Annotated in this window: 20 protein-coding genes; 14 read left to right on the forward strand and 6 right to left on the reverse strand. The window is 64.9% G+C overall.

Annotation, left to right across the window (positions count from 1 at the left end; genetic code table 11):
• Positions 1 to 894, forward strand: coding sequence for an N-acetylglucosamine kinase (locus PY310_RS01290; protein ID WP_275212485.1), 894 nt, complete (start codon positions 1 to 3; stop codon positions 892 to 894).
• A gap of 24 nt (positions 895 to 918) precedes the next feature.
• On the opposite strand, the gene PY310_RS01295 is transcribed toward PY310_RS01290, so the two are convergent.
• Positions 919 to 1,947 (reverse strand): pirin family protein, encoded by a 1,029-nt coding sequence (locus tag PY310_RS01295; protein ID WP_275212333.1) that lies wholly within the window; start codon positions 1,945 to 1,947, stop codon positions 919 to 921.
• A gap of 248 nt (positions 1,948 to 2,195) precedes the next feature.
• Between PY310_RS01295 and PY310_RS01300 the strand changes: the two genes are divergently transcribed.
• The 6 genes from PY310_RS01300 (at position 2,196) to PY310_RS01325 (ending at position 7,963) form a co-directional block, all read left to right on the forward strand.
• Positions 2,196 to 3,296: an ABC transporter ATP-binding protein gene (locus tag PY310_RS01300; protein WP_275212334.1), complete on the forward strand. Its 1,101-nt coding sequence runs from the start codon at positions 2,196 to 2,198 to the stop codon at positions 3,294 to 3,296.
• Positions 3,296 to 4,006: an ABC transporter permease gene (locus PY310_RS01305; protein WP_275212335.1), complete on the forward strand. Its 711-nt coding sequence runs from the start codon at positions 3,296 to 3,298 to the stop codon at positions 4,004 to 4,006. Before PY310_RS01300 ends, PY310_RS01305 begins: the two co-directional genes overlap by 1 nt.
• Positions 4,003 to 4,755, forward strand: a complete 753-nt coding sequence (locus tag PY310_RS01310) for an ABC transporter permease (RefSeq protein ID WP_275212336.1) — start codon at positions 4,003 to 4,005, stop codon at positions 4,753 to 4,755. The genes PY310_RS01305 and PY310_RS01310 overlap by 4 nt, the downstream gene beginning before the upstream one ends.
• On the forward strand, positions 4,745 to 5,704 hold the full coding sequence (locus tag PY310_RS01315) for an ABC transporter substrate-binding protein (RefSeq protein ID WP_275212337.1): 960 nt from the start codon (positions 4,745 to 4,747) through the stop codon (positions 5,702 to 5,704). Before PY310_RS01310 ends, PY310_RS01315 begins: the two co-directional genes overlap by 11 nt.
• Before the next feature lie 134 nt (positions 5,705 to 5,838).
• Positions 5,839 to 7,059: a pyridoxal phosphate-dependent aminotransferase gene (locus tag PY310_RS01320; RefSeq protein WP_275212338.1), complete on the forward strand. Its 1,221-nt coding sequence runs from the start codon at positions 5,839 to 5,841 to the stop codon at positions 7,057 to 7,059.
• Positions 7,060 to 7,108: 49 nt separating this feature from the next.
• Positions 7,109 to 7,963, forward strand: coding sequence for a polyphosphate kinase 2 family protein (locus PY310_RS01325; protein ID WP_275212339.1), 855 nt, complete (start codon positions 7,109 to 7,111; stop codon positions 7,961 to 7,963).
• Here the strand turns inward: PY310_RS01325 and PY310_RS01330 are convergent.
• Both PY310_RS01330 and xseA read right to left on the reverse strand, forming a co-directional pair.
• Positions 7,960 to 8,178, reverse strand: coding sequence for an exodeoxyribonuclease VII small subunit (locus tag PY310_RS01330; protein WP_275212340.1), 219 nt, complete (start codon positions 8,176 to 8,178; stop codon positions 7,960 to 7,962). The two genes, PY310_RS01325 and PY310_RS01330, sit on opposite strands and share 4 nt — an antisense overlap.
• The gene (gene xseA, locus PY310_RS01335; RefSeq protein ID WP_275212341.1) at positions 8,159 to 9,484 is read right to left on the reverse strand and encodes an exodeoxyribonuclease VII large subunit; all 1,326 of its coding nucleotides are present in this window, start codon (positions 9,482 to 9,484) and stop codon (positions 8,159 to 8,161) included. Before xseA ends, PY310_RS01330 begins: the two co-directional genes overlap by 20 nt.
• Positions 9,485 to 9,678: 194 nt before the next feature.
• Between xseA and PY310_RS01340 the strand changes: the two genes are divergently transcribed.
• The gene (locus tag PY310_RS01340; RefSeq protein WP_275212342.1) at positions 9,679 to 10,530 is read left to right on the forward strand and encodes a hypothetical protein; all 852 of its coding nucleotides are present in this window, start codon (positions 9,679 to 9,681) and stop codon (positions 10,528 to 10,530) included.
• 9 nt (positions 10,531 to 10,539) lie between these two features.
• Positions 10,540 to 11,616, forward strand: a complete 1,077-nt coding sequence (locus PY310_RS01345; RefSeq protein WP_275212343.1) for a 4-hydroxy-3-methylbut-2-enyl diphosphate reductase — start codon at positions 10,540 to 10,542, stop codon at positions 11,614 to 11,616.
• A gap of 112 nt (positions 11,617 to 11,728) precedes the next feature.
• Here the strand turns inward: PY310_RS01345 and PY310_RS01350 are convergent, their stop codons facing one another.
• Positions 11,729 to 12,958, reverse strand: a complete 1,230-nt coding sequence (locus tag PY310_RS01350; RefSeq protein WP_275212344.1) for a DNA recombination protein RmuC — start codon at positions 12,956 to 12,958, stop codon at positions 11,729 to 11,731.
• Positions 12,959 to 13,087: 129 nt separating this feature from the next.
• Between PY310_RS01350 and ychF the strand changes: the two genes are divergently transcribed.
• Positions 13,088 to 14,173 carry a redox-regulated ATPase YchF gene (ychF, locus tag PY310_RS01355; RefSeq protein WP_275212345.1) on the forward strand — a complete coding sequence of 362 codons (1,086 nt, stop codon included), beginning with the start codon at positions 13,088 to 13,090 and terminating at the stop codon, positions 14,171 to 14,173.
• Between the two features lie 99 nt (positions 14,174 to 14,272).
• Here the strand turns inward: ychF and PY310_RS01360 are convergent, their stop codons facing one another.
• The gene (locus tag PY310_RS01360) at positions 14,273 to 14,857 is read right to left on the reverse strand and encodes a DapH/DapD/GlmU-related protein (RefSeq protein WP_275212346.1); all 585 of its coding nucleotides are present in this window, start codon (positions 14,855 to 14,857) and stop codon (positions 14,273 to 14,275) included.
• Between the two features lie 104 nt (positions 14,858 to 14,961).
• Between PY310_RS01360 and PY310_RS01365 the strand changes: the two genes are divergently transcribed.
• Complete coding sequence (locus PY310_RS01365; RefSeq protein ID WP_275212347.1) at positions 14,962 to 15,615, forward strand: SDR family NAD(P)-dependent oxidoreductase; 654 nt, start codon at positions 14,962 to 14,964, stop codon at positions 15,613 to 15,615.
• Between the two features lie 101 nt (positions 15,616 to 15,716).
• Complete coding sequence (locus PY310_RS01370) at positions 15,717 to 16,112, forward strand: hypothetical protein (protein ID WP_275212348.1); 396 nt, start codon at positions 15,717 to 15,719, stop codon at positions 16,110 to 16,112.
• Positions 16,113 to 16,168: 56 nt separating this feature from the next.
• On the opposite strand, the gene PY310_RS01375 is transcribed toward PY310_RS01370, so the two are convergent.
• A complete protein-coding gene (locus PY310_RS01375) occupies positions 16,169 to 17,209 on the reverse strand; it encodes an LLM class flavin-dependent oxidoreductase (RefSeq protein ID WP_275212349.1) in 1,041 nt (346 codons plus the stop codon).
• A 173-nt stretch (positions 17,210 to 17,382) separates the two neighbouring features.
• Between PY310_RS01375 and PY310_RS01380 the strand changes: the two genes are divergently transcribed.
• Positions 17,383 to 19,140: an ABC transporter family substrate-binding protein gene (locus tag PY310_RS01380; protein WP_275212350.1), complete on the forward strand. Its 1,758-nt coding sequence runs from the start codon at positions 17,383 to 17,385 to the stop codon at positions 19,138 to 19,140.
• A 275-nt stretch (positions 19,141 to 19,415) separates the two neighbouring features.
• A complete protein-coding gene (locus tag PY310_RS01385) occupies positions 19,416 to 21,101 on the forward strand; it encodes a peptide ABC transporter substrate-binding protein (RefSeq protein ID WP_275212351.1) in 1,686 nt (561 codons plus the stop codon).
• Positions 21,102 to 21,129 lie beyond the last annotated feature (28 nt).

Here is a 21,129-nt window from a genome sequence, read left to right on the forward strand (position 1 = left end):
CTGACCCGGTCAGGAGCCATTATCGGCCTGGATATCGGCGGGACCAAGACCCGCGGCGTGCGCTTCGAGGACGGCGTGGCGGTGGCAGACCAGTCCGCGGGCAGCGCCAACGTCCAGAACGTCAGCCGCGAACAGGCCGCGCTGAACCTTGCGGACCTATTCGCCCGGATCGGCGGCGGCGCCGTGGCCCAGGTATATGCGGGGGCCGGCGGAATCGACACCGACGACGACGCTGCAGCCCTCGCTGCGCTCATCGCGCCGCATGCCCCGGGCGCCAAAGTCACCGTGGTCCACGATTCGAGGCTGCTGCTCGCCGCCGGCGGTGCGAACACCGGGGTTGCCGTGATTGCCGGAACCGGCTCCGCGGCCTGGGGCAGGAATGCGGCGGGGGAGGAAGCCCGCGCCGGCGGCTGGGGCTACCTGCTCGGCGACGAAGGCAGCGGCTACTGGCTGGGCCGTGAGGCCGTCAGGCACAGCCTGCGCCGTATGAACCAGGGGCTCCCGGCCGACCAGCTCACCACCGCCCTGCTTGCAGCCTGCGGCGTGGACCACCCCAACCGGCTCATCGCGCTCTTCCACTCACCGGAAACCGGCCGCCGGTTCTGGGCCCAACAGGCGCGCCTGGTAGTGGACGCCGCCGCGGCCGGCCACGAGGCCAGCCAGGCCCTGCTGGACCAGGCTGGCAAGGATTTGGCGGCGCTGGCCGCGCAGGCGCTCCGGAAGCTCGGAATCGAGGGCCCCGTTATCGTGGGCAGCGGGCTGGGCATGAACGTGGTCCCGCTGCAGGTCGCCTTCCGGAAGTACCTTGCCGCGGCCGGCATTACCGAAGTCCGGGTACTGGACCAGGATCCGGTGTTTGGGGTTCTGCAGTTGGTGCGGGAACCCGGTTCGTGAGGGAAGCCGGTCCTAAGCGGCCGGTCAGAATTCGTGGGAGCGCCGCCGCGGCGCGAGCCTGACTGCCGGCATCGGCGGAGCCGGGATGCGGCCGGCTTCTGCGCCGGCGTCGGGGCCGTGCCCCGGGACCAGCCCGTAGCGGGCCTCGCGGGCTTCTGCGTCGGGCAGGTCCGCCTGGGCCTCCCAGTCCCGGCGGGCCTGCTCCACCTCGTCGTGCGTGCGGCCCACGAAGTTCCACCACATCAGCAGCTCCTCCTCGAAGGGCTCGCCGCCGATGAGCAGGAACCGGGTACCGGGCTGTGCCTCAACATCCAGCGCCTCCCGGCCGGCGCCCAGGAAGCCCAGCGGGCCCGGCAGGACCTCTTGGCCATCAAGCGTCAGCCCGCCGTCGAGCACCAGGACAGCATGCTCAAAAGCGGTGTTGAGCGGCAGGACCGCGCGGCCCTCGGACGCGATGTCGGCTCCGACGATGGGGGAGTACATGGCGGCCGGTGATACGGCCCCGGCGAATTCGCCCACCATGACAGTGGCCGTGAACCCGGGCCCGGTTGCCGTGGGCAGATCGCGGTGCTGCTCGAACGCCGGTTCGCGGTGGCGGTCGCTATCAGGAAGGGCAACCCATAGCTGAAGTCCACGCTGCAGCGGCAGCAGCGCGCCGGCGTCGGGATCCGGCAGAACCGCAAACTCGGAGTGGGAGACCCCCCTCCCCGCCGTCATGATGTTCAGTTCCCCGGGCCGGACCACCACATCGCTGCCCACGCTGTCCCGGTGCCGGATGTTCCCGGCGAGGGGCCAGGTGACTGTCTGCAGGCCGGTGTGCGGGTGGGGGAGCACGGACATGGCGGTGCGGTCCGGGCCGAAACTGTCCAGGAAGCACCAGGCGCCGATGGTGGGCAGGCCGCGCTGGGGGAGGGTCCGCTGAACGTTCATGGCCCGCACCCCACCCAACGGGACCTCACGCTGGGGCCAGAGTTGGAGGCAGGGGCCGGCCGTCCCGCCCGGTCCGGCGGGGGGACAGATTTCCTCTGTGGGTGCCACTTCCAGGTTCGTCACAGTCCCACTCTAGGTCCGGACGGGTCCCGTGTCAGGCACACGCCCGCGGAGGCACATCAACCTTTCCCAGGACCCATCCGGACAGGGCAGGGCAACGAATGAATGGTTACAGTAGGGATTCGCTTGCCCGGAATTGCCCGCGGATCTGGTTACGCGGGGAACTGATTGCGCTACGGTAAATATCAGCGAGCTTACGACCACCGCTTCACCGTCCGATGCCGTCCCAACAGAACGGGTAAAGTCCGGGAATGGACCCAGCCATGATCGAGTTCCAGAGCGTCACCAAGCAGTACGAGGGCGGGAATCCGGCCGTGGACAGCCTCACTATGTCCATCGACAAAGGATCCATCACCGTTTTTGTGGGACCCTCCGGCTGCGGCAAGACCACGTCCCTGCGAATGATCAACCGCATGGTGGAGCCCACCTCGGGCGTTATCACCGTGGACGGGCGTGACGTCACCACGGTTGCAGCCGCGGAATTACGCCGGTCCATGGGTTATGTGATGCAGTCCTCCGGCCTGATGCCCCACCGCTCCGTGCTGGATAACATCGCCACCGTGCCCCGCCTGAACGGTGTCTCCAAGGCGGAGGCCCGCAGGCGTGCCACGGAACTGCTCGACGTCGTCGGGCTGGCTTCATCGCTCGGCAAGCGGTATCCGTCCCAACTCTCCGGCGGCCAGCAGCAGCGCGTTGGCGTGGCCCGGGCGCTCGCCGCCGATCCGCCCATCCTCCTGATGGACGAGCCGTTCAGCGCCGTGGACCCGGTGGTCCGGGACGAACTGCAACAGGAGCTCCTGAGGCTGCAGCAGGACCTCGCCAAGACCATTGTCTTCGTGACCCACGACATTGACGAAGCCACCATTCTCGGCGACAAGGTGGCCGTGTTCGCCGTCGGCGGGAAGCTGGCACAGTACTCCACTCCCGAAGAGATTCTGCGTGCCCCGGCGAACGACTTTGTGGCCTCCTTTGTGGGACGGGACCGGGGCTTCCGCCACCTCGGGTTCACCACGTCCGACGCCGTGACCATCCATCGGGTGCCCACGCTGATAGTTCGCGGCGGCCAGTTCGACGGCGACCCTGCAGCAGTGACCGACTGGCAGCTTGTGGTGGATGAGGGCATGCGGCCGCTGGGCTGGGCGCGGCCCGGGACCAATACTGACCTGATCCCGGGAGGATCCCTGTTCCATCCGGGCGAATCCCTGCGGCGGGCGTTGGACTCAGCGCTTTCCTCCCCGTCCGGCCAGGGCGTGGCCGTGGACGGTGAGGGCAGGGTCCTGGGTGCCATCAGGGCACAGGAAGTCCTGGAAGTCATTGAGGCGGCCCGGCAGGTAAGACAGGCTGCACTCTGATGGAGTGGTTTCTGGCGAACAGCGGAATGGTCCTGGAGAGGGCAGGGCAGCACCTTGTCCTCGCGCTGATCCCGATGGTCCTGGGGCTGGTCATTTCCATTCCCCTCGCCCAGTTGGTCCGGACCCATCCCGCGCTGAGATCCGTTGTGGTGACGGCCAGTTCACTGCTGTACACCATCCCGTCCCTTGCCCTGTTCATCATCCTGCCCTCCCTCCTGGGAACCCGGATCCTTGACCCGCTCAACGTCATTGTCGCGTTGACCCTTTATGCCGTGGCCCTGCTGGTGCGGGCGGCCCTTGACGCATTTGACTCCGTGGAGGAGGACCTCCGGCAGGCGGCCACCGCCATGGGCTACAAGCCCTGGCTCCGGTTCGTGCAGATCGATCTGCCGCTTTCCCTCCCGGTCATGTTTGCCGGGCTGCGCGTGGTGTCCGTCAGCAACATTTCCCTGGTGAGCGTCGCTGCCCTCCTGGGCGTGGGCAACCTGGGGATGCTGTTCACCGACGGACTGCAACGCAACTTCGTCACCGAGGTTGTGGTGGGAATCCTGGCCATCCTGGTGCTCGCGCTGCTGATGGACGCCGTGCTGGTGCTCCTTGAGAGGCTGCTCACCCCGTGGACCCGGGCCGCCAAAGTGGCCGGCCCCTCGGTGCCGGTCAGCGCACAGTACGTGGCCGACGCCACTGTGCATACAGGAGCCGCGCCATGAGCAACATATTCACGGACACCATCGGCTGGCTCGCGGACCCGGTCCACTGGACCGGCAGCTCAGGAATCCCCGTCCGGCTGACCGAACACCTCCAGTACAGTGCGCTGGTGCTCGTCATTGCGGCGGCGATCGCGGTCCCCACCGGGCTCTACATCGGGCACACCGGCCGCGGGCGGGTGGTGGCCGTTGCGGTGGCGGGTGCGCTGCGCGCCCTGCCGACCCTGGGCCTGCTGGTCCTCTTTGCCCTCCTTGCCGGGAGTAGCCTGATGCCCCCGGTCTGGGCCCTCGTGATCCTCACGGTCCCGCCCCTTCTCGCCGGCACCTACGCCGGGATCTCCAGCGTGGACAGGACCGTGGTGGATGCCGCACGGGCCATGGGCATGACCGAACTGCAGATCCTCTTCAAGGTGGAGGTGCCTAACGGACTGCAGGTGATGTTCGGCGGCATCCGCACCGCCGTCCTGCAGGTCATCGCCACGGTCTCCGTGGTGGCCTACCTGCCGCTGGGCGGTCTGGGCCGGTACCTGTTTGACGGACTGGTCCTGCAGGACTTTCCCCGCATGCTTGCCGGCTCGCTGCTCATCGCCGGGCTGGCGATCGTTGTTGACCTGATCCTGGCCGCCGTGCAAAGAACCATTCTTTCGCCGGGCCTCAAAACCGATCCCCGCGGTAGCCGCACGGCCACCGCCGATCTCCCAGCTGCCGCGCCTGCGCCAGCTGCTGTTCAAGGAGGTACCTATGAAAGATAACGACCGGACAACCGTCACCCGCCGGGGACTGGCCGGCCTGGCCGCCGGCGTCGGCCTGGCCGTAGCGCTGACCGCGTGCGGCGGCGGCAACCCGCTGGCTACGCCAAGCACCAGCGCTGCAAGCGGCGGCGGCGGAGGCGGGTCCCTGGTGGTGGGCTCGGCGGACTTCCCCGAGAGCCAGATCATTGCGGAAATCTACGCGGGCGCGCTCAACGCCGCCGGCGTGACTGCCAGCACCAAGCCGAACATCGGCTCCCGCGAAATTTACGTCAAGGCCGTCCAGGACGGCTCGGTGGACCTGGTGCCGGACTACACCGGCAACCTGCTGTCCTACTTTGACGCCTCGGCCCCGGAAGTTGCAGCGGACGACGTCTATAAAGCCCTCCCCGGCAAGCTCCCGGACGGACTGGCGGTCCTGGACGCGTCAAAGGCCGAAGACAAGGACGCCATGGTGGTCACCAAGGCCACCGCCGAGAAATACCAGCTGAAGTCCATCGAGGACCTGGCCAAGGTCTGCAAGGACCTGACCATGGGCGCGCCTGCCACCTTCGAGACCCGGCCCTACGGCTTCCCCGGCCTGAAGAAGAACTACGGCTGCGAAATGAAGGGGCTCAAGCCGTTCAGCGACGGTGGCGGCAACCTGACACTTCAGGCGCTGCTGACCGATGACGTCCAGGTGGCGGATATCTACACCACCACCCCGTCCATCGCGGACAACGACCTGGTGGTGCTGGACGACCCCAAGAACAACTTCAAAGCCCAGCAGGTCCTGCCGCTCTACAACAAGGCCAAGATGACAGACAAGGCCAAGGAAGCGCTGAACGGCGTGTCGAAGATCCTGACCACTGATGACCTGATCAACCTCAACCGGGCCGTCAGCGGGAGCCAGAAGCAGAACCCCAAGGATGCGGCGGCTTCCTGGCTGAAGGACAAAGGCATCGTGAAGTAACCTCCCACGTCCTGCGATGACCACGACGGCGGCTGCCGGACCCACAAGGTCCGGCAGCCGCCGTCGTTCGCGGGACGCGCAGGTGTGTCCGAGGTCTCAACGGAAGCACATCCTTCCTGTGGCATATTTGATGGATGGCAGAATTCAAGCAGTCCACCAAGCTTCGCAACGTCCTTTACGACATCCGTGGACCGATTCTCCTGGCCGCCCAGCAGATGGAGGCGGAGGGTCACCGCATCCTCAAGCTGAACATCGGAAACCCCGCGCCGTTTGGATTCGAAGCGCCGGACGCCATCCTGGTGGACATGATCCGCCACCTGCCGCATGCCCAGGGCTACAGCGACTCCCGCGGCATTTTCTCGGCCCGCACCGCCGTCTCGCAGTACTACCAGACCCGCGGCATCCAGAACATCCATGTTGACGACATCTACTTGGGCAACGGCGTCAGCGAGCTGATCACCATGTCCCTCATGGCGCTGCTCGACGTCGGCGATGAAGTGCTGATCCCGACGCCGGACTACCCGCTGTGGACCGCCTCCGTCGCCCTCGCCGGCGGCAAACCCGTGCACTACCTGTGCGACGAGGAATCCGGCTGGCAGCCCGACCTTGAGGACATGGAGGCCAAGATCACGCCCCGGACCAAGGGCATCGTGGTGATCAACCCCAACAATCCCACCGGTGCCGTGTACCCGGAGGAGACGCTGAAAAAGATCGTGGCCCTCGCCGAAAAACACGGGCTGGTGATCTTCGCCGACGAGATCTACGAAAAAATCCTGTACGAAGACGCCGTGCACATCAACCTGGCCGGCCTGACGGGGGACGACGTCCTCTGCCTTACCTTCAGCGGTCTTTCCAAGGCCTACCGCGTGTGCGGCTACCGGGCCGGCTGGATGGCCATTTCCGGGCCCAAGAAGGATGCCGCAGACTACCTGGAGGGCATCAGCCTGCTGGCGAACATGCGCCTGTGCGCGAACGTTCCGGCCCAGCACGCCATCCAGACGGCCCTCGGCGGCTACCAGAGCATCAACGACCTGATCCTGCCCGGAGGCCGGCTGCTCGAGCAGCGCAACAAGGCCTACGACATGCTCAACGCCATTCCCGGGGTCAGCACGCAGCAGGCACGGGGGGCCATGTACCTCTTCCCGAAACTCGACCCCGAGGTCTACCACATCCGTGACGACGAGAAGTTCGTCCTGGATCTCCTCCGCGAGCAAAAAATCCTGGTCTCGCACGGCAGGGCCTTCAACTGGGTCCGCCCGGACCACTTCCGGATGGTAACCCTGCCGCTGGTGAAGGACCTCGAAGAGGCCATCAACCGCATGGGGGACTTCCTGAGCAGGTACAAAGGGAACTAGCCTGTGGTGACGCGCTTCTTGGCGCGCGGAACGATCGGAAGGGACCGCCGTGGCCGGAATCGTGGAATTTGAGAAGCATCCTGCCGACACGCTGAAGGTGGGGAAAGGTTTCTCCCTTGCCAAGGCTGACCCTGATGCGACCCCTGGGTACAGCGGAAACAAGGCCGACGGTGAGGCCCTGCTGGCCGATCTGGACGGAAAGCTCACGGCCTTGCAGGAAATGTTGTTTGCAGAGTCCCGGTTCGGCGGCAGGAAGCGGATCCTCCTGGTGCTGCAGGCCATGGACACGGCCGGCAAGGGCGGGATCGTCAATCACGTCATGGCCACCATGGATCCGCAGGGCGTCCAGTTCAAGGCATTCAAGGCGCCCACCGAGGAGGAGAAGTCCTACGATTTCCTCTGGCGGATCGAGAAGGCCGTCCCCGCTGCTGGCATGGTGGGGATCTTCGACCGCTCCCACTATGAGGATGTCCTCATCCACAAGGTCCACAACTGGGTAACCCCTGAGGAACTCAAGCGCCGGTACCGTGCCATCAACGAGTTTGAGCGGCGGCAGACCGATGCGGGCACCACGGTCATCAAGGTGATGCTCAACATCAGCAAGGACGAACAGAAGGCCCGGCTCCTGGCCAGGCTTGACGACCCCGCCAAACACTGGAAGTACAGTGGCGGCGATCTGAAGGAACGCGCCTTCTGGCAGGACTACATGGACGCTTACCAGGCCGCCTTCGACGAGACCAGCAAGGATCACGCGCCCTGGTACGTGGTTCCAGCCAACAAGAAATGGTATGCGAGGATCGCGGTGCAGCAGTTGGTCCTCGCTGCGCTCAGCGACCTCCGGCTGGAATGGCCGAAAGCTGAGTTCGATGTCCCGATCGAACGGGAGCTGGTGGAACGCTCCTAGAGGGGCTGGTCGCGGGCGGCAGCGAGCCGCTTGCGTGCCCCTTCCAGCCACTCCTCGCAGCGCTTGGCCAGGGCTTCACCACGCTCCCACAGCGCCAGGGATTCCTCGAGGCTGGCACCGCCGGCCTCCAGCTTGCCCACCACCAGGACCAGCTGCTCGCGGGCTTCCTCGTAGCTGAGGGCGTCGATTTCCGGATCAGGCTTTGTCTCGGGCATGTGTTTCTCCTTGTGTAAGTTCGCCGGTGGAGGTGGCGCCGAACCGGCCGTCGGCGACCCGCACGGACAATGCTGTCCCGCTGGGCGCCTCGGAAGGGTTGCGGACCACCGCATGGCCGGCTGCTTCCGTGGGCCGGACGGGCCGGCCGTCGGCGAGTTCCACGACCGCGTAGCCGCGGTCGAGCGTCTTTTGCGGCGACAATGAGCGCACCTGGGCCTGCAGATGGATCAGCTGGTCAGTCGCCCGGACCACGGTTGAGCTGACGGCTGCCGACGACCGCCTCAGGAGCCGTTCGAGTTCCTCAGCGCGCACCGTGACCATGCCCTCGGGGCTGGCAAGGACCGGCCGGGAATGGAGTGACGCGAGCCGGTCCGTCTCGCGCTCCACCAGCCTGGCAATGCACCGCCGCAGGTATTCCCGCGCCTGCCGCACGCTGGCCAGTTCTTCGGCAACGTCAGGCACGATTCGCTTGGCGGCGTCGGTGGGTGTCGAGGCGCGAAGATCGGCGACGTCGTCGAGCAGGGGCCGGTCCGCCTCGTGGCCGATGGCACTGACGACCGGAGTGACCGCTGCGGCCACGGCGCGGATCAGTTCCTCGCTGTTGAACGGCAGCAGATCCTCCAGCGCCCCGCCGCCGCGGGCGATGACAATGACGTCCACGTCCTGGCGGCCGTCCAGCTCCCGAAGGGCACGGACGATCTGGGACACCGCGGTGTTGCCCTGGACGGCGACTTCGCGGATTTCGAATTCAACCGCCGGCCAGCGCAGGGCGGCATTTTGCAGGACGTCCTTCTTCGCGTCCGAGTCGCGCCCGGTGATCAGCCCGATCCTGTGCGGGAGCATCGGGAGCGGCTTCTTCCTTGAATCGGCAAAGAGCCCCTCGGCGGCGAGAGCCTGGCGAAGGCGTTCGATGCGGGCCAGGAGGTCGCCCAGGCCAACTGGCCGGATGTCCCGGACCTGCATGTTCAGGCGGCCGGTCTTGAGCCAGAACTCCGGTTTGAGCAGCGCCACCACGCGGGAGCCACGCTCCAGCGGCAGGTTCTGCCGGTCAAGGATCTTGGTCCAGACGGACGCAGGCAGCGAAACTTCCGCATCCACGTCCCGCAGCGTCAGGTAGGCGTTGCCTCCGCGGCGGTTCATTTCGATGACCTGGCCCTCCACCCAGGCTGCCGGCGCACGGTCGATATGGATCTTGAGTTTCTGGGAGAGTAGCTGCAGGGGCCACGGATTGTCCGGGGTGGTGTCGGCGGCGGTGGCGGGAAGAGTCGACGCGCCGGTGCCGGGAAGGGCAGCCTGTTCAGACATGTGCTGTGCCCCGGGGAGGTGTAGCTGGAGGCATGGCAGGTCCTTTGTTCGCAAGTGCAGGTGCAGCTTATGGATAAGGTTGGTGGCGGCTGTCATTCAACCTTATCCATAAGCTCTACCACCCGGGGCTGACATCCCCTGTCCGGGGACCGGCCCTATGATGGCTTAGCCGCCCCAACCAGTAAGGACCCGTTTTGCGTACCTTTGTCTCGGCCGTCGCTGCCGTTCTTGGCCTTCTGCTGTCCGCCGTGGCAATCCCGGCGATCTGGGCTGACCGCAACATCGTCCAGGAGGATGGGTTCGTAGCGCTGGCGGCACCGCTCGGGCAGGACGCCGGGTTCCAGCAACGGCTGGCGGCCGCAACCGTGGGCACCATCGACACCGCCGCGGTACCGGACGCCCTTGCCGGTCTGGTCAAGCCGGTCCTTGAAGCAGCGGCAGGATCCCTGACAGGGCTGCCCGGTTACCCTGCGGCCTGGGAGGAAACTCTGCGCCGGAGCCACCGGCTCAGCTTCGCCGACCCGGCCGCATCGCCTCGCGAAGCGGACTCGTCGTCGTCGCTCACCTTGGACGTTGCACCCCTGGTGGCGCTGGCGACAGGGGAAATCTCCCGCGCAACCGGGCTGCCGCTGGATGCGCCGAAACAAACGCTGATCAAGGTTGGGCAGTCGGGCCAGCGCCAGCTGATCGCAGGCCTGACCGCGTACGCTCCGCTGGGTTATCCAATGGCCATCGGCGCTGGAATTGCGTTCGCCCTGGCCCTGGTGGCCGCCCGCCGCAAATGGACAGTGCTCGTCTGTGTGGGCTTCGGGGCCCTCGTGCTGGCGGGCCTGTGGACCCTCGGCTCCGCCGCGGCGCGCGACGCGGTGCTGCGGACAGCCAGCGGCAATGGCATCGCGGACATGTTCAAGAACGAGTTCGTGGCGGCTGCTTCCAATAGCTTCGGACCGTGGGTCACGGGAGCCCTCATTGCCGGCGGTGCGCTTCTCGTTGCAGGCCTTGTGACCAGGATCGCGTCGCCGGGGCGGCGACGGCCCAACCGGTAGCATGGAGGCATGACCTCCTCCGTTTCCCTTTCGATGCCAACTGTCCCGCGAAGGCGGCGCTCGCCTGAGGAAGTATCTGCCGCAGCGCCGGTATCAGGCCCCAAAAAGGTCCTGCTCGCAGCTCCCCGAGGCTATTGCGCCGGCGTGGACCGGGCAGTCATAGCGGTGGAAAAGGCCCTGGAGCACTACGGCCCGCCCGTGTATGTCCGCAAGCAGATAGTGCACAACGTCCACGTGGTGAGCTCGCTCGAGGCCCAGGGCGCCATCTTTGTGGACGAAACCGACGAAGTGCCCGAAGGCGCCCTCGTGATTTTTTCCGCCCATGGCGTGTCGCCCGCGGTGGTTCAGTCGGCCGAGGACCGCGGCCTGCGCACCATCGACGCCACCTGCCCCCTGGTGACCAAGGTCCACAAGGAAGCCGTCAGGTTCGCCAAGGATGACTTCGATATCCTCCTGATCGGCCACGACGGTCACGAGGAAGTTGAAGGTACGGCCGGCGAAGCCCCCGAACACATCCAAATCATCAACGGCCCGCACGAAGTGGACAAGGTCACCGTCCGGGATCCCGAAAAGGTCATCTGGCTCTCCCAGACCACGCTGAGCGTCGACGAGACGATGGAGACCGTGCGGCTGCTCAAGGAGCGGTTCCCCACGCTGCAGGATCCGCCCAGCGATGACATCTGCTACGCCACCACCAACCGCCAGGTGGCCATCAAGAAGATCTCGCCCCAGGCCGACCTCGTCATTGTGGTGGGATCAGCGAATTCGTCGAACTCGGTCCGGCTGGTAGAAGTCGCCCTGGAGTATGGCGCCAAAGCTTCCTACCGCGTGGACTTCGCCAATGAAGTGGACGAGGCCTGGTTCGAAGGGGTCGCGACCGTGGGTGTCACGTCCGGCGCTTCGGTTCCGGAGGTCCTGGTCACAGATGTCCTGCGCCTGCTTGCGGACTATGGCTACGGCTCGGTGGAGGAAGTGGTCACCGCCGAGGAAGACCTGCTGTTCTCCCTGCCCAAGGAACTCCGCGCAACCCTGAAGGAAGCCGGTGACGTCAGCCGCGCCCTCGGCGGACGCCGGTCACGCGACTGACATCCGCACGCGACTGGCATCCCGCAACTGACGGGGCCCCAACAGCCAGGCCGGCGCTTGGCCTCCCGGTAATCGGGAGGCCAAGCGTGGCTGCCGTACTCCGGCTTCTGTTTTAGGCTGCCTCGTCGTCCTGCTGAAGTTCCGGGGCGGCCAGCGACCGTGGCGTGACTTCCAACGCCGGCGGGGTCAGCAGCCCTGACTCATCCATCGCATTGAGTTTCCGTGCCGTGGGCAGGATGCGGGCCTCCAGGGTGCCGATCAGGGAGTTATAGCGGTCCACGGAAGATTTCAGTGAGGACCCGAGCTTTCCGACGTTGTCGCCCAGGGTTCCCATGCGTTCGTAGAGCTGGCGGGCAAGATCGAAAAGTTCGCGGGCGTTGTCCGTCAGCACATCCTGGCGCCAGGTGAAGGCCACCGATTTCAGCACGGCCAAAAGCGTGCTTGGTGAGGCGAGCACCACGTTCCGGGACAAGGCATGGTCCAGGAGCGTTGCGTCCGCGGTGAGCGCTGCCGCCAGAATCGATTCCGCCGGCAGGAAGCAGATCACCAGCTCGGGGGAGTTGCCGGGGATGTCCCAGTACTTTTTGCTGCTGAGCGCGTCCACGTGGGCGCGCAGGGCCTTGGCATGGGCGGCGAGCAGCGCCTGCTGGGAAACGGTACCCTGCGTTCCGCGGGCGTTGGCCGCGGACGGCTCCAAAGCGGATCCGGACCCCAGCTCCTGCGCTTCAAGATATGAGGACAGCGGCACCTTGGCGTCCACCACAAGCTGCTTTTCGCCTGGAAGCTGCACCACCAGGTCCGGCCTGATGGTCGAGTCGCCCCCTGCGCTGTGCACCTGCTCCAGGAAGTCGACGTGCTTGAGCATCCCCGAGGCCTCCACCACACGGCGCAGCTGCACTTCGCCCCACTGGCCGCGGGCACTGTTTGAACGGAGCGCCGACTCGAGGGCATGCGTGGAACGGATCAACTGGGCATCGGACAGCCGGGCTTCCTGCAGCTGCTGAGCCAGCTGACCGTACTGTTCGAGGCGGTCCCGCTCCAGGAGAGCCACCTGCTGCTGCACGGCGGTCAGCTTTTCCGCCACCGGGGCCAGCGCACGGAGGACGTTGCCGTCCTGGCTGCGGGACTCACCCAGCTCACGGTTCTGTACGCTCAGAAGCCGCCGCTCGGCGTCGGCCGCTGCGAACTGCGCGTTGACCTCGGAAAGGCGCGCGGAGACGGCGTCGAAGTCTTCTTCCAGCGCCTGCGTACGCCGACGCAGGAGCAGGTAGGCGGCAACGGCGCCGGCAACGGCACCGAGTAACAGCATCAACAGGGCAAGAATCACGGCTAAAGCATCCATAGCCTCACTGTGGCATGGCCCTCTGACATTTTCCGGAAGCGACGTATTCCGCTCGCCGTCCGCGCCGGTTCCCGGCGCGTTCGGCCCTGCCGGGGCCGAGATGTGCCGCAACCGGTAGAATCAATACTCGTGGCTCTTACTATTGGCATCGTCGGACTGCCCAACGTCGGCAAATCAACCCTTTTCAACGCACTGACCCGCAACCAGGTGCTGGCGGCGAACTATCCGTTCGCCACCATCGAACCGAACGTGGGTGTCGTGAACCTGCCGGATCCCCGGCTCAAGCAGCTCGCGGAGATCTTCGGCTCCCAGCGGCTGCTGCCCGCGCCGGTGTCCTTCGTGGACATTGCCGGTATCGTCAAGGGCGCGTCCGAGGGCGAAGGCCTGGGCAACAAGTTCCTGGCCAACATCCGCGAGGCGGAGGCAATCGCCCAGGTGGTCCGCGTGTTCGATGACCCGGATGTCATCCACGTGGACGGCAAGGTGGATCCCCGCTCGGACATGGAGACCATCAACACGGAGCTGATCCTGGCTGACCTTCAGACGATCGAAAACGCCATTCCGCGGATCGAAAAAGAAGTCAAGATCAAGAAGCGGGACGCAGCCGAGCTCGCAGCCATTAAGGCGGCCCAGGCGGTCCTGGAACGCGGGGACACCATCTTCTCCTCGATCACCAGCGACAAACTGGAGATGGAGCACCTCAAGGAGCTCAGCCTCCTGACCGCCAAGCCCTTCATCTACGTCTTCAACGCAGACGAAGGCATCCTGGGCAGCCCGGAAAAGCAGGACGAGCTCCGCTCCCTGGTTGCACCGGCGGACGCAATTTTCCTCGACGCCAAGCTCGAGTCCGACCTCGTGGAGCTGGACGAAGAAGAGGCCCGCGAGATGCTGGAGATGAACGGGCAGGATGAGTCCGGCCTGGACCAGCTGGCCCGCGTCGGCTTCCACACCCTCGGCCTGCAGACCTACCTGACGGCTGGCCCCAAGGAAACCCGGGCCTGGACCATCCACCAGGGTGATACGGCCCCGCAGGCAGCCGGCGTGATCCATTCCGACTTCCAGCGCGGTTTCATCAAGGCTGAAGTGGTTTCGTTCGATGACCTCATCGAGGCCGGGTCCATGGCCGAAGCCAAGTCCCGCGGCAAGGTCCGGATCGAAGGCAAAGAGTACGTGATGGCCGACGGCGACGTGGTGGAGTTCCGGTTTAACGTCTAACGTTTCGCTTTGGCAGTACAACAACGCAGCTCAGTCATTTGAAGTCGACTGAGCTGCGTCGTTTATGTCTCCGTAATCGTCCCGGCCCAGTGCACGGAATCATCCCTCCGGCACCGTGCCGACCTGCTTCGCTGGCACGCCGACGACCACTGCCCCGGCTGGGACGTCCTTGGTGACGACCGCACCCGCGCCGACGACTGCCCCATCGCCAATGCTCACGCCCGGCAATACTGTCACGTTGGCCCCAAACCACACGCCCCGGCCGATTACAACGCGGGCCGGGTGCATATCGGCCCGCCTGCTCGGCAACATGTCATGGTTCAACGTTGTGATCACGGCGTTGTGGCCGATGAGGGATCCATCGCCGATGTCGATGCCGCCTTGGTCCTGGAACCGGCAGCCGCTGTTGACGAACACATCCTCACCGAAACTAATGTTCTTGCCAAAGTCAGCGCTGAACGGTGGGAAGAGTTGCAAGGAATCGGGGACTTGGCTCCCGATCAGTTCACTCATCAGGGTCCTTACCTCAGCGGGGGAGTTGTAGCGCCCGTTGAGAGTGGCGGTGACGCGCAGCGACTCCTGACTCGCGGCCAGCATAGCCTCGTGGTGCGGCGAACCGCCGGGGATCGTCTCCCCGGCATTCAGCGCAGTCAGCAGGTCCTTGAGTCCTTGAATTTTGGCCATGGGCCCACGATAGCGCTTCGTTGCGTGGGGAGTACCGCATCCGTCCAGCCTCTGGAAACCGAGCCGCGCGGGGTTGCCTGCAGCGCGTGACCTAGGATCTACCCATGACGACTCTTCAGGGTGCGGTTGTTCTGGTGGTCGGCGCCACTGGCGGACTCGGTTCGCGCATAGCCGCTCAGCTGGAGAGTGCCGGCGCTATCGTCGCCCGGTCGTCAAAGTCTGCTGGGTACGATCTGCGCGAACCCTCCGTGATCCAGGAGGTGCTGGATGGCACAAATGCGCAGTACGGACGTCTCGACGGGCTAGTGGTTGCGTCCGGGGTCGTCGCCTTCGGCGCCGCATCCGACCTTGAACCCGCCACGGTGGACGAACTCTTCGCGGTGAACACCATCAGTCCGATCCAGCTCATTACCCAGAGCCAGCCCTACCTCGCGGCCTCGGCACGTGAGGGCCGGGAGCCTTTTGTGGTCACACTGAGCGGCGTCGTTGCCGAGGCACCCGTGGCTGGTCTGGCGGCCTACTCGGCGTCGAAGGCTGGGCTTGCGTCCTTCGTCGTCGCAGCGGCGCGCGAGTATCGCCGCGCGGGCATCCGAATCCTGGACGCCCGCCCAGGTCACACTCGTACGGCGCTCTCCGAGCATCCAATCGCCGGGTCAGCGCCGCGATTCGGAGCGGGGCTGGATCCGGACGTGGTTGCAGCGCGGATTATCACTGCGATCGTCGATGGCGAGAAGGATCTACCCAGCACCGCCTTCTAGGCTCGGCCAAGGTCCTGTTATTGAGCGATTCCCGGATTCTTGGCTGTGCGCTGCACCCTGCCCTCAGGAGGGTGCTGAACCCTTGATGCCAAGGAAGCGCAATGGTTATCCACATACCCGAATCCCGCGGTTATGTGCAGCCCGCCGTCCGGCCATGCCTCGACAAATGGCGGCATTTGCAGTGCCTCACTGCACCAGCGGAACCAGACGTGATCGCCCGCCCTGCCTATCGGATGTTCCAAGGCGCAGTGGTCATGAACGACATGGGCTGGCAGCCTTGGGTTCGGACATTCACCCCACCCGAGGTGGTGGCTGTCGCCAGTGACCTGGAAAATTTCACCGACGAGGATTTGGAGCTGCGCCGTCGGGAATCGCATTCCGTCGGTAGCGACCTTGATGGTGAGTTCAACTTTGTCGTGAGCTACCTTCGGCAAGCGCGAACCTTTATGGCGAACCTTGCTGCTGACGGACGCGGCATGGTCTACATGATCGGATGATGCTCTCCATGGCCTCTTCACGGGGCTTGCAGCGGCCGCGGGCAGTCGGGCAACGCCTACACAGTCGGGGACCACCCCAACGCCGGACCCAAGGTGGTGGCGATGTCGGTAAGGATCTGGACATAGTCCTCGTGGTCGAAGCTGAAAGGCAGCGCGAAGGCCACCTCGTCGACCTCCTGGAACCCCTCGTGTGCGTATAGCTGCTCGGCGATCTGATCGCTGGTGCCCAGAAGGTCGGCGGCAAACAGCATCCCTCGTGGCCCCTGGGGCGTCAGGGTCCGGGGCGTCCGCTCCCCGACGTAGCGCTGGTATTTTTCGCGCTGCCCCGGCGAGGCCGAATCAGTGGGGATCACCACCAGGCCTTGCGAGACCCGGGCCGGGCCGTGCGGCTGCGCTGACGCGGCGGCGGCTTCACGGTACGCACGGATCTGGGACTGCTGGATTCGGGCAAAGGCCGGCTCCTCATCCGGGTCGGGGAAGATCACGCTGCTGGAGAGCAGATTGAAACCGTTGGCCCCGGCCCACACCGCCGATTTCCTGCTTGCCGCCCCATACCAGAGCCGTTCACGCAGGCCGGCGGAGTGCGGTTCCACACGGTTGGAGAACTCCTCGACAACACCCTGTTTGCCGGAGAATTCCCGGACCGGTTCACCGGCAATCAAACGCGCCAGCCGCTCCACCCGCGCATAGCTGAAGTCCTCCAGATCGGCGGTATGGGGATACAGTTCGTGCTTCACCGTCTCGAAGTGCATGGGTTCACCCACGCTCAGACCCGGATTGATTCGTCCGCCGGCGAGCACGTCCACGGTGGCCAGGTCCTCCGCCAGCCGCAAGGGGTTTTCCCACCCCATCGGGGTTACTGCAGTTCCAAGCTCGATCCGGGAGGTGCGCTGGCTCGCCGCAGCCATGACGGCAATGGGGGAGGAGATGCCGAATTGCAGGTGGCGGTGGCGCAGCCAGGCGCTGTCGAACCCGAGCCGCTCACCCAGTTCGATGACCTGCAACGTGGATTCGTGGCCCGCGGCCGGGTTCGCCGGATCGAAAAGCCCGATCGTCAGGAAACCAAGCTTGCGCAGCGGGTGTGAAGACTGGGGCATCGGCGTCCTTCGGGATCGGCAGGGGGACTGATCCTCATCATATGCGGGGCGGCAGACCCGCTCCTGGGCGGGCTCCCGGAACCGTTAGAATTCAATGAAAACAAAGTGACTTAACGGCGTGTGGCAAGAAAATACGTTCCGCTTCAACGTCCGGAACTGGCAAAGGAGGCGGCATGCCGCTGAGGCGTTTGATGCAGGTCATAACGGGGGCCGTTGCCGCGGTGCTGGTCATCTCAGGATGTTCCGCCTCCGGGGGAGCCCCGCCCGTGGTCGTGGGAGAGACCAAACGCGGCGGCAGCGTCACGGTGGCCGAGGTGAACGCGTTCACGTCCTTCAACCCGTTCAGTGCCGCAGGCAATACCGACATCAACACCAAGATCGGCCAGATCACCCACTCCGGGTTCTACTACGTGGACAACAACGAAAAGGTTGTCCGCAACGAGAAGTTCGGCCGCTACGAGAAGGTGTCCGACAGGCCGCTAAAGGTCAAATACACCGTCAACGAGGGTGTGAAATGGTCCGACGGCGACCCCATAGATGCCGGTGACCTCCTGCTGGCATGGGCCGCGGACTCAGGCTACTTCGACGACGCGAAGGCCGGGACCGGCACCACCTACTTCTCCGCCGCTGCTGACAGGACCGGCCTGGCGGGCACCGCATTCCCGGAGATCGGCAGCGACGGCCGTTCGATCACCCTCGAGTACCTGTCGCCGTACGCGGACTGGGAGGTGGCGTTCGACGTCGGCCTTCCGGCCCACGTGGTCGCCGCCAAGAGCGGCCTGAACGACGAAGGCGACCTCATCGCGCTGCTCAAGGACTCGCCCCGCGGAGACACCGACCGCCCCGCGGTGAACACCCGGCTTAAGCGTGTCAGCGATTTCTGGAACACCGGCTTCGACACCAAGGCGCTGCCCCCTGACCCAGCGATGTACCTCTCAAGCGGCCCGTACATTGTCCGGGACATGGTTCCGGACACCTCTGTCACTCTGGTGCGGAACAAGGACTACGTCTGGGGTGCTGAACCTTACCTGGATGAGATCACCGTGCGCTTTACCGGGGCTGCCGGTGCCGCCGCCGCGGCCCTCCGCGCCGGCCAGGCAGACATCATTGCCCCTCAGCCCTCTGCCGGGACCGAAGGACTCTTCGATGGGCTGGCCGCCCAGGGAAACACCGTGGAGAGGTACAACCAGTCCGGCTATGACCACCTCGATCTGAAGTTCTCCGGCCCGTTCGCGGAGAAGAGTGTCCGTGAGGCGTTCCTCAAGACCGTTCCGCGGCAGGAAATCGTCAAAGACGTGGTGGGCGGCCCGGTGGATGATGCCAAGCCGCTGGATTCGCACGTGTTCCTTCCGGACCATCCCAAGTACGCCGACACTGTCAAGAACAACGGATCCGCTGACTACGCAAAAGTGGATATCCAGGGTGCGGCCGCGCAGCTCCGCGGGGCGGCCCCGACAATCCGGATCCTGTACAACAAGGACAATCCCAACCGTGCACGGGCCTTTGCCCTGATTCGAGATTCGGCCAGGGCTGCCGGGTTCACCGTCGAAGACGCCGGCCTCGGAAGTTCTGATTGGGTGGCCGCCCTGAGCAAGGGGGCGTACGACGCCGCCATCCTGGGGTGGATCGGACCCGGCGTCGGTGTCAGCCGCGTCCCCCAGATCTTCAAGACCGGCGCAGGCAGCAACTTCACCGGGTTCTCCGACGCTGAAGCGGACAAAACCATGGAGGAACTGGCTGCCACCACGGACCTGGCAAAACAGGACGAACTCCTGGCCAACGTGGACAAACGGATCTGGCAAAACGCCTATGGCCTGCCGCTTTACCAAACCACCGGAATGGTCGCCTACAGCAACCGTGTCACCGGCATTGTGCCCAGCTCCGGCCCGCTGGGCGTCTGGTGGAACGTGTGGGACTGGCGCCTGAAATAGTCCTGCCCAGGCGTGCCCAAGTCCGGACGGACCCGGCATGCACAGCCGATTTCGCCGTCGGTCCTACCAACGAGTAGCATGTGACTTGCGCAACTTCCGGGTGCAGGCTAGTTATCGGCGATTAACTGATTACGGTTTGGCAACGGTGTACCAGTATTTGGACTTTGTGCGGTTAGGCTACTCGTACATGGGCTGCGTCACAGTTTAAATCTGGGGCCGGCCTGCCGGGGAGCAAACGATCCCCTGAACATCTCCCACAACTCATAGGAGGCGGAATGCGTTTCACGCGCACTTCCAAAGCACTCGGCATGGTGGCGATCGCTGCCTTAGCCCTGACCGGCTGCGGCGCTGGAGGCGGCAGCAATGACGGTGCCAGCCAATCTGCCGGTGATCCCAACAAGGTCATCACCGCCTACAGCAACGAACCCCAGAACCCATTGCTGCCGGCCAACACGAACGAAGTTTATGGCGGCAGGGTCGTCGAACTGCTCTTCGAAGGCCTCCGCAGCTACGACGCCGATGGCAAGCCGGTTAACGCCCTGGCAGAATCCATTGAGTCAAGTGACGCCCAGAACTGGACCATCAAGGTCAAGAAGGGCCACAAGTTCACCAACGGTGAAGCCATCACCGCGAAGACGTTTGTGGACTCCTGGAACTTCGCAGCGAACTCCAAGAACCTGCAGAACAACGGCTTCTTCTTCGAGTCCATCGCCGGCTATGAGGATGTCTCCGCCGTAAACACGGAAAAGGCGGCGGACGGCAAGACCACCACCACTCCGGCCCCGAAGGCCGAGACCATGTCCGGCCTGACGGCCACCGACGATTCGACCATCACGGTCAAGCTGGCCCAGCCTGAAGCTGACTGGTCCCTGCGTCTGGGTTACTCGGCCTTCTACCCGCTGCCCTCGGCAGCCCTGACCGACCCCAAGACCTACGGCGAGAACCCTGTTGGCAACGGACCGTACAAGCTCGAAAAAGCCGGTGCCTGGGTCCACGATCAGTCCATCTCGCTCGTCAAGAACGCTGACTACGAAGGCCCCCGCGGATCCAAGAACGGCGGCGTGACCTTCAAGTTCTACACCGATCCGGGCCCCGCATACACGGACCTGCAGTCCGACAACCTCGACGTCACCGATGTTCTGCCTTCCAACGCGCTGAAGACGTACACCTCGGACTTCCCGGACCGCAACTCCACCAAGCCCGTAGCCACCGACTCCACGCTGAACATCCCGGGCTACAACCCGAACTTCCAGGGTGAAGCCGGCAAGCTGCGCCGCCAGGCGCTGTCCTACGCCATCAACCGCGAGGAAATCGCGAAGGTGGTCTTCAACGGAACGCGCACCCCGGCCAAGGCCTTCGCCCCGCCGGTCATCGATGGTTTCAAGGCCGACCTCAAGGGCAGCGAAGTCCTTAAGTTTGACGCTGCCAAGGCCAAGGACCTGTGGGCCCAGGCCGACAAGATCCAGCCCTACGACGGCTCCAAGCCGCTCCAGATTGCCTCCAACACTGATGGCGGCAACAAGGAATGGATCGACGCTGTAGCCAACGGCTTCAAGAACAACCTCGGCATTCAGGCTGAAATCCAGCCGTTCGCCAAGTTCGCCGAAGTCCTGAACCTCCGCAAGTCCCAGCAGCTCCCCGGCCTGAGCCGCGCCGGCTGGCAGGGCGACTACCCGTCGCTGTACAACTTCCTCGGACCGGTCTGGGCCACGGGAGCATCCTCCAACTACGAGAAGTACTCGAACCCCGAGTTCGACAAGCTGCTCAAGGAGGGCCTCGCCGCCAAGACCACCGATGAGGCGAACGCCAAGTTCAACCAGGCACAGGAAATCCTCTTCCAGGACCTCCCGGGTCTGCCCCTGTGGGACCAGGCACGGCCGATCGTGTGGAGCAACAACGTTACGAAGGCCGAGACCGGCTGGAATGGCGGCATTCTCTACTACAACATCACGGCCAAGTAGTCTCCAGGATCTAAACTTGCCGTCAGGC

This window comes from Pseudarthrobacter naphthalenicus, from assembly GCF_029076445.1.
Lineage (GTDB): Bacteria > Actinomycetota > Actinomycetes > Actinomycetales > Micrococcaceae > Arthrobacter > Arthrobacter naphthalenicus.

Excerpts from the sequence above, each read along its gene's own strand:
- PY310_RS01300 (WP_275212334.1), top strand. The coding sequence starts at position 2,196 with ATGGACCCAGCCATGATCGAGTTCCAGAGCGTCACCAAGCAGTACGAG.
- PY310_RS01305 (WP_275212335.1), top strand. The coding sequence starts at position 3,296 with ATGGAGTGGTTTCTGGCGAACAGCGGAATGGTCCTGGAGAGGGCAGGG.
- PY310_RS01310 (WP_275212336.1), top strand. The coding sequence starts at position 4,003 with ATGAGCAACATATTCACGGACACCATCGGCTGGCTCGCGGACCCGGTC.
- PY310_RS01315 (WP_275212337.1), top strand. The coding sequence starts at position 4,745 with ATGAAAGATAACGACCGGACAACCGTCACCCGCCGGGGACTGGCCGGC.
- PY310_RS01320 (WP_275212338.1), top strand. The coding sequence starts at position 5,839 with ATGGCAGAATTCAAGCAGTCCACCAAGCTTCGCAACGTCCTTTACGAC.
- PY310_RS01330 (WP_275212340.1), bottom strand. The coding sequence starts at position 8,178 with ATGCCCGAGACAAAGCCTGATCCGGAAATCGACGCCCTCAGCTACGAG.
- xseA (WP_275212341.1), bottom strand. The coding sequence starts at position 9,484 with ATGTCTGAACAGGCTGCCCTTCCCGGCACCGGCGCGTCGACTCTTCCC.
- PY310_RS01345 (WP_275212343.1), top strand. The coding sequence starts at position 10,540 with ATGACCTCCTCCGTTTCCCTTTCGATGCCAACTGTCCCGCGAAGGCGG.
- PY310_RS01350 (WP_275212344.1), bottom strand. The coding sequence starts at position 12,958 with ATGGATGCTTTAGCCGTGATTCTTGCCCTGTTGATGCTGTTACTCGGT.
- PY310_RS01360 (WP_275212346.1), bottom strand. The coding sequence starts at position 14,857 with ATGGCCAAAATTCAAGGACTCAAGGACCTGCTGACTGCGCTGAATGCC.
- PY310_RS01365 (WP_275212347.1), top strand. The coding sequence starts at position 14,962 with ATGACGACTCTTCAGGGTGCGGTTGTTCTGGTGGTCGGCGCCACTGGC.
- PY310_RS01370 (WP_275212348.1), top strand. The coding sequence starts at position 15,717 with ATGGTTATCCACATACCCGAATCCCGCGGTTATGTGCAGCCCGCCGTC.
- PY310_RS01375 (WP_275212349.1), bottom strand. The coding sequence starts at position 17,209 with ATGCCCCAGTCTTCACACCCGCTGCGCAAGCTTGGTTTCCTGACGATC.
- PY310_RS01380 (WP_275212350.1), top strand. The coding sequence starts at position 17,383 with ATGCCGCTGAGGCGTTTGATGCAGGTCATAACGGGGGCCGTTGCCGCG.
- PY310_RS01385 (WP_275212351.1), top strand. The coding sequence starts at position 19,416 with ATGCGTTTCACGCGCACTTCCAAAGCACTCGGCATGGTGGCGATCGCT.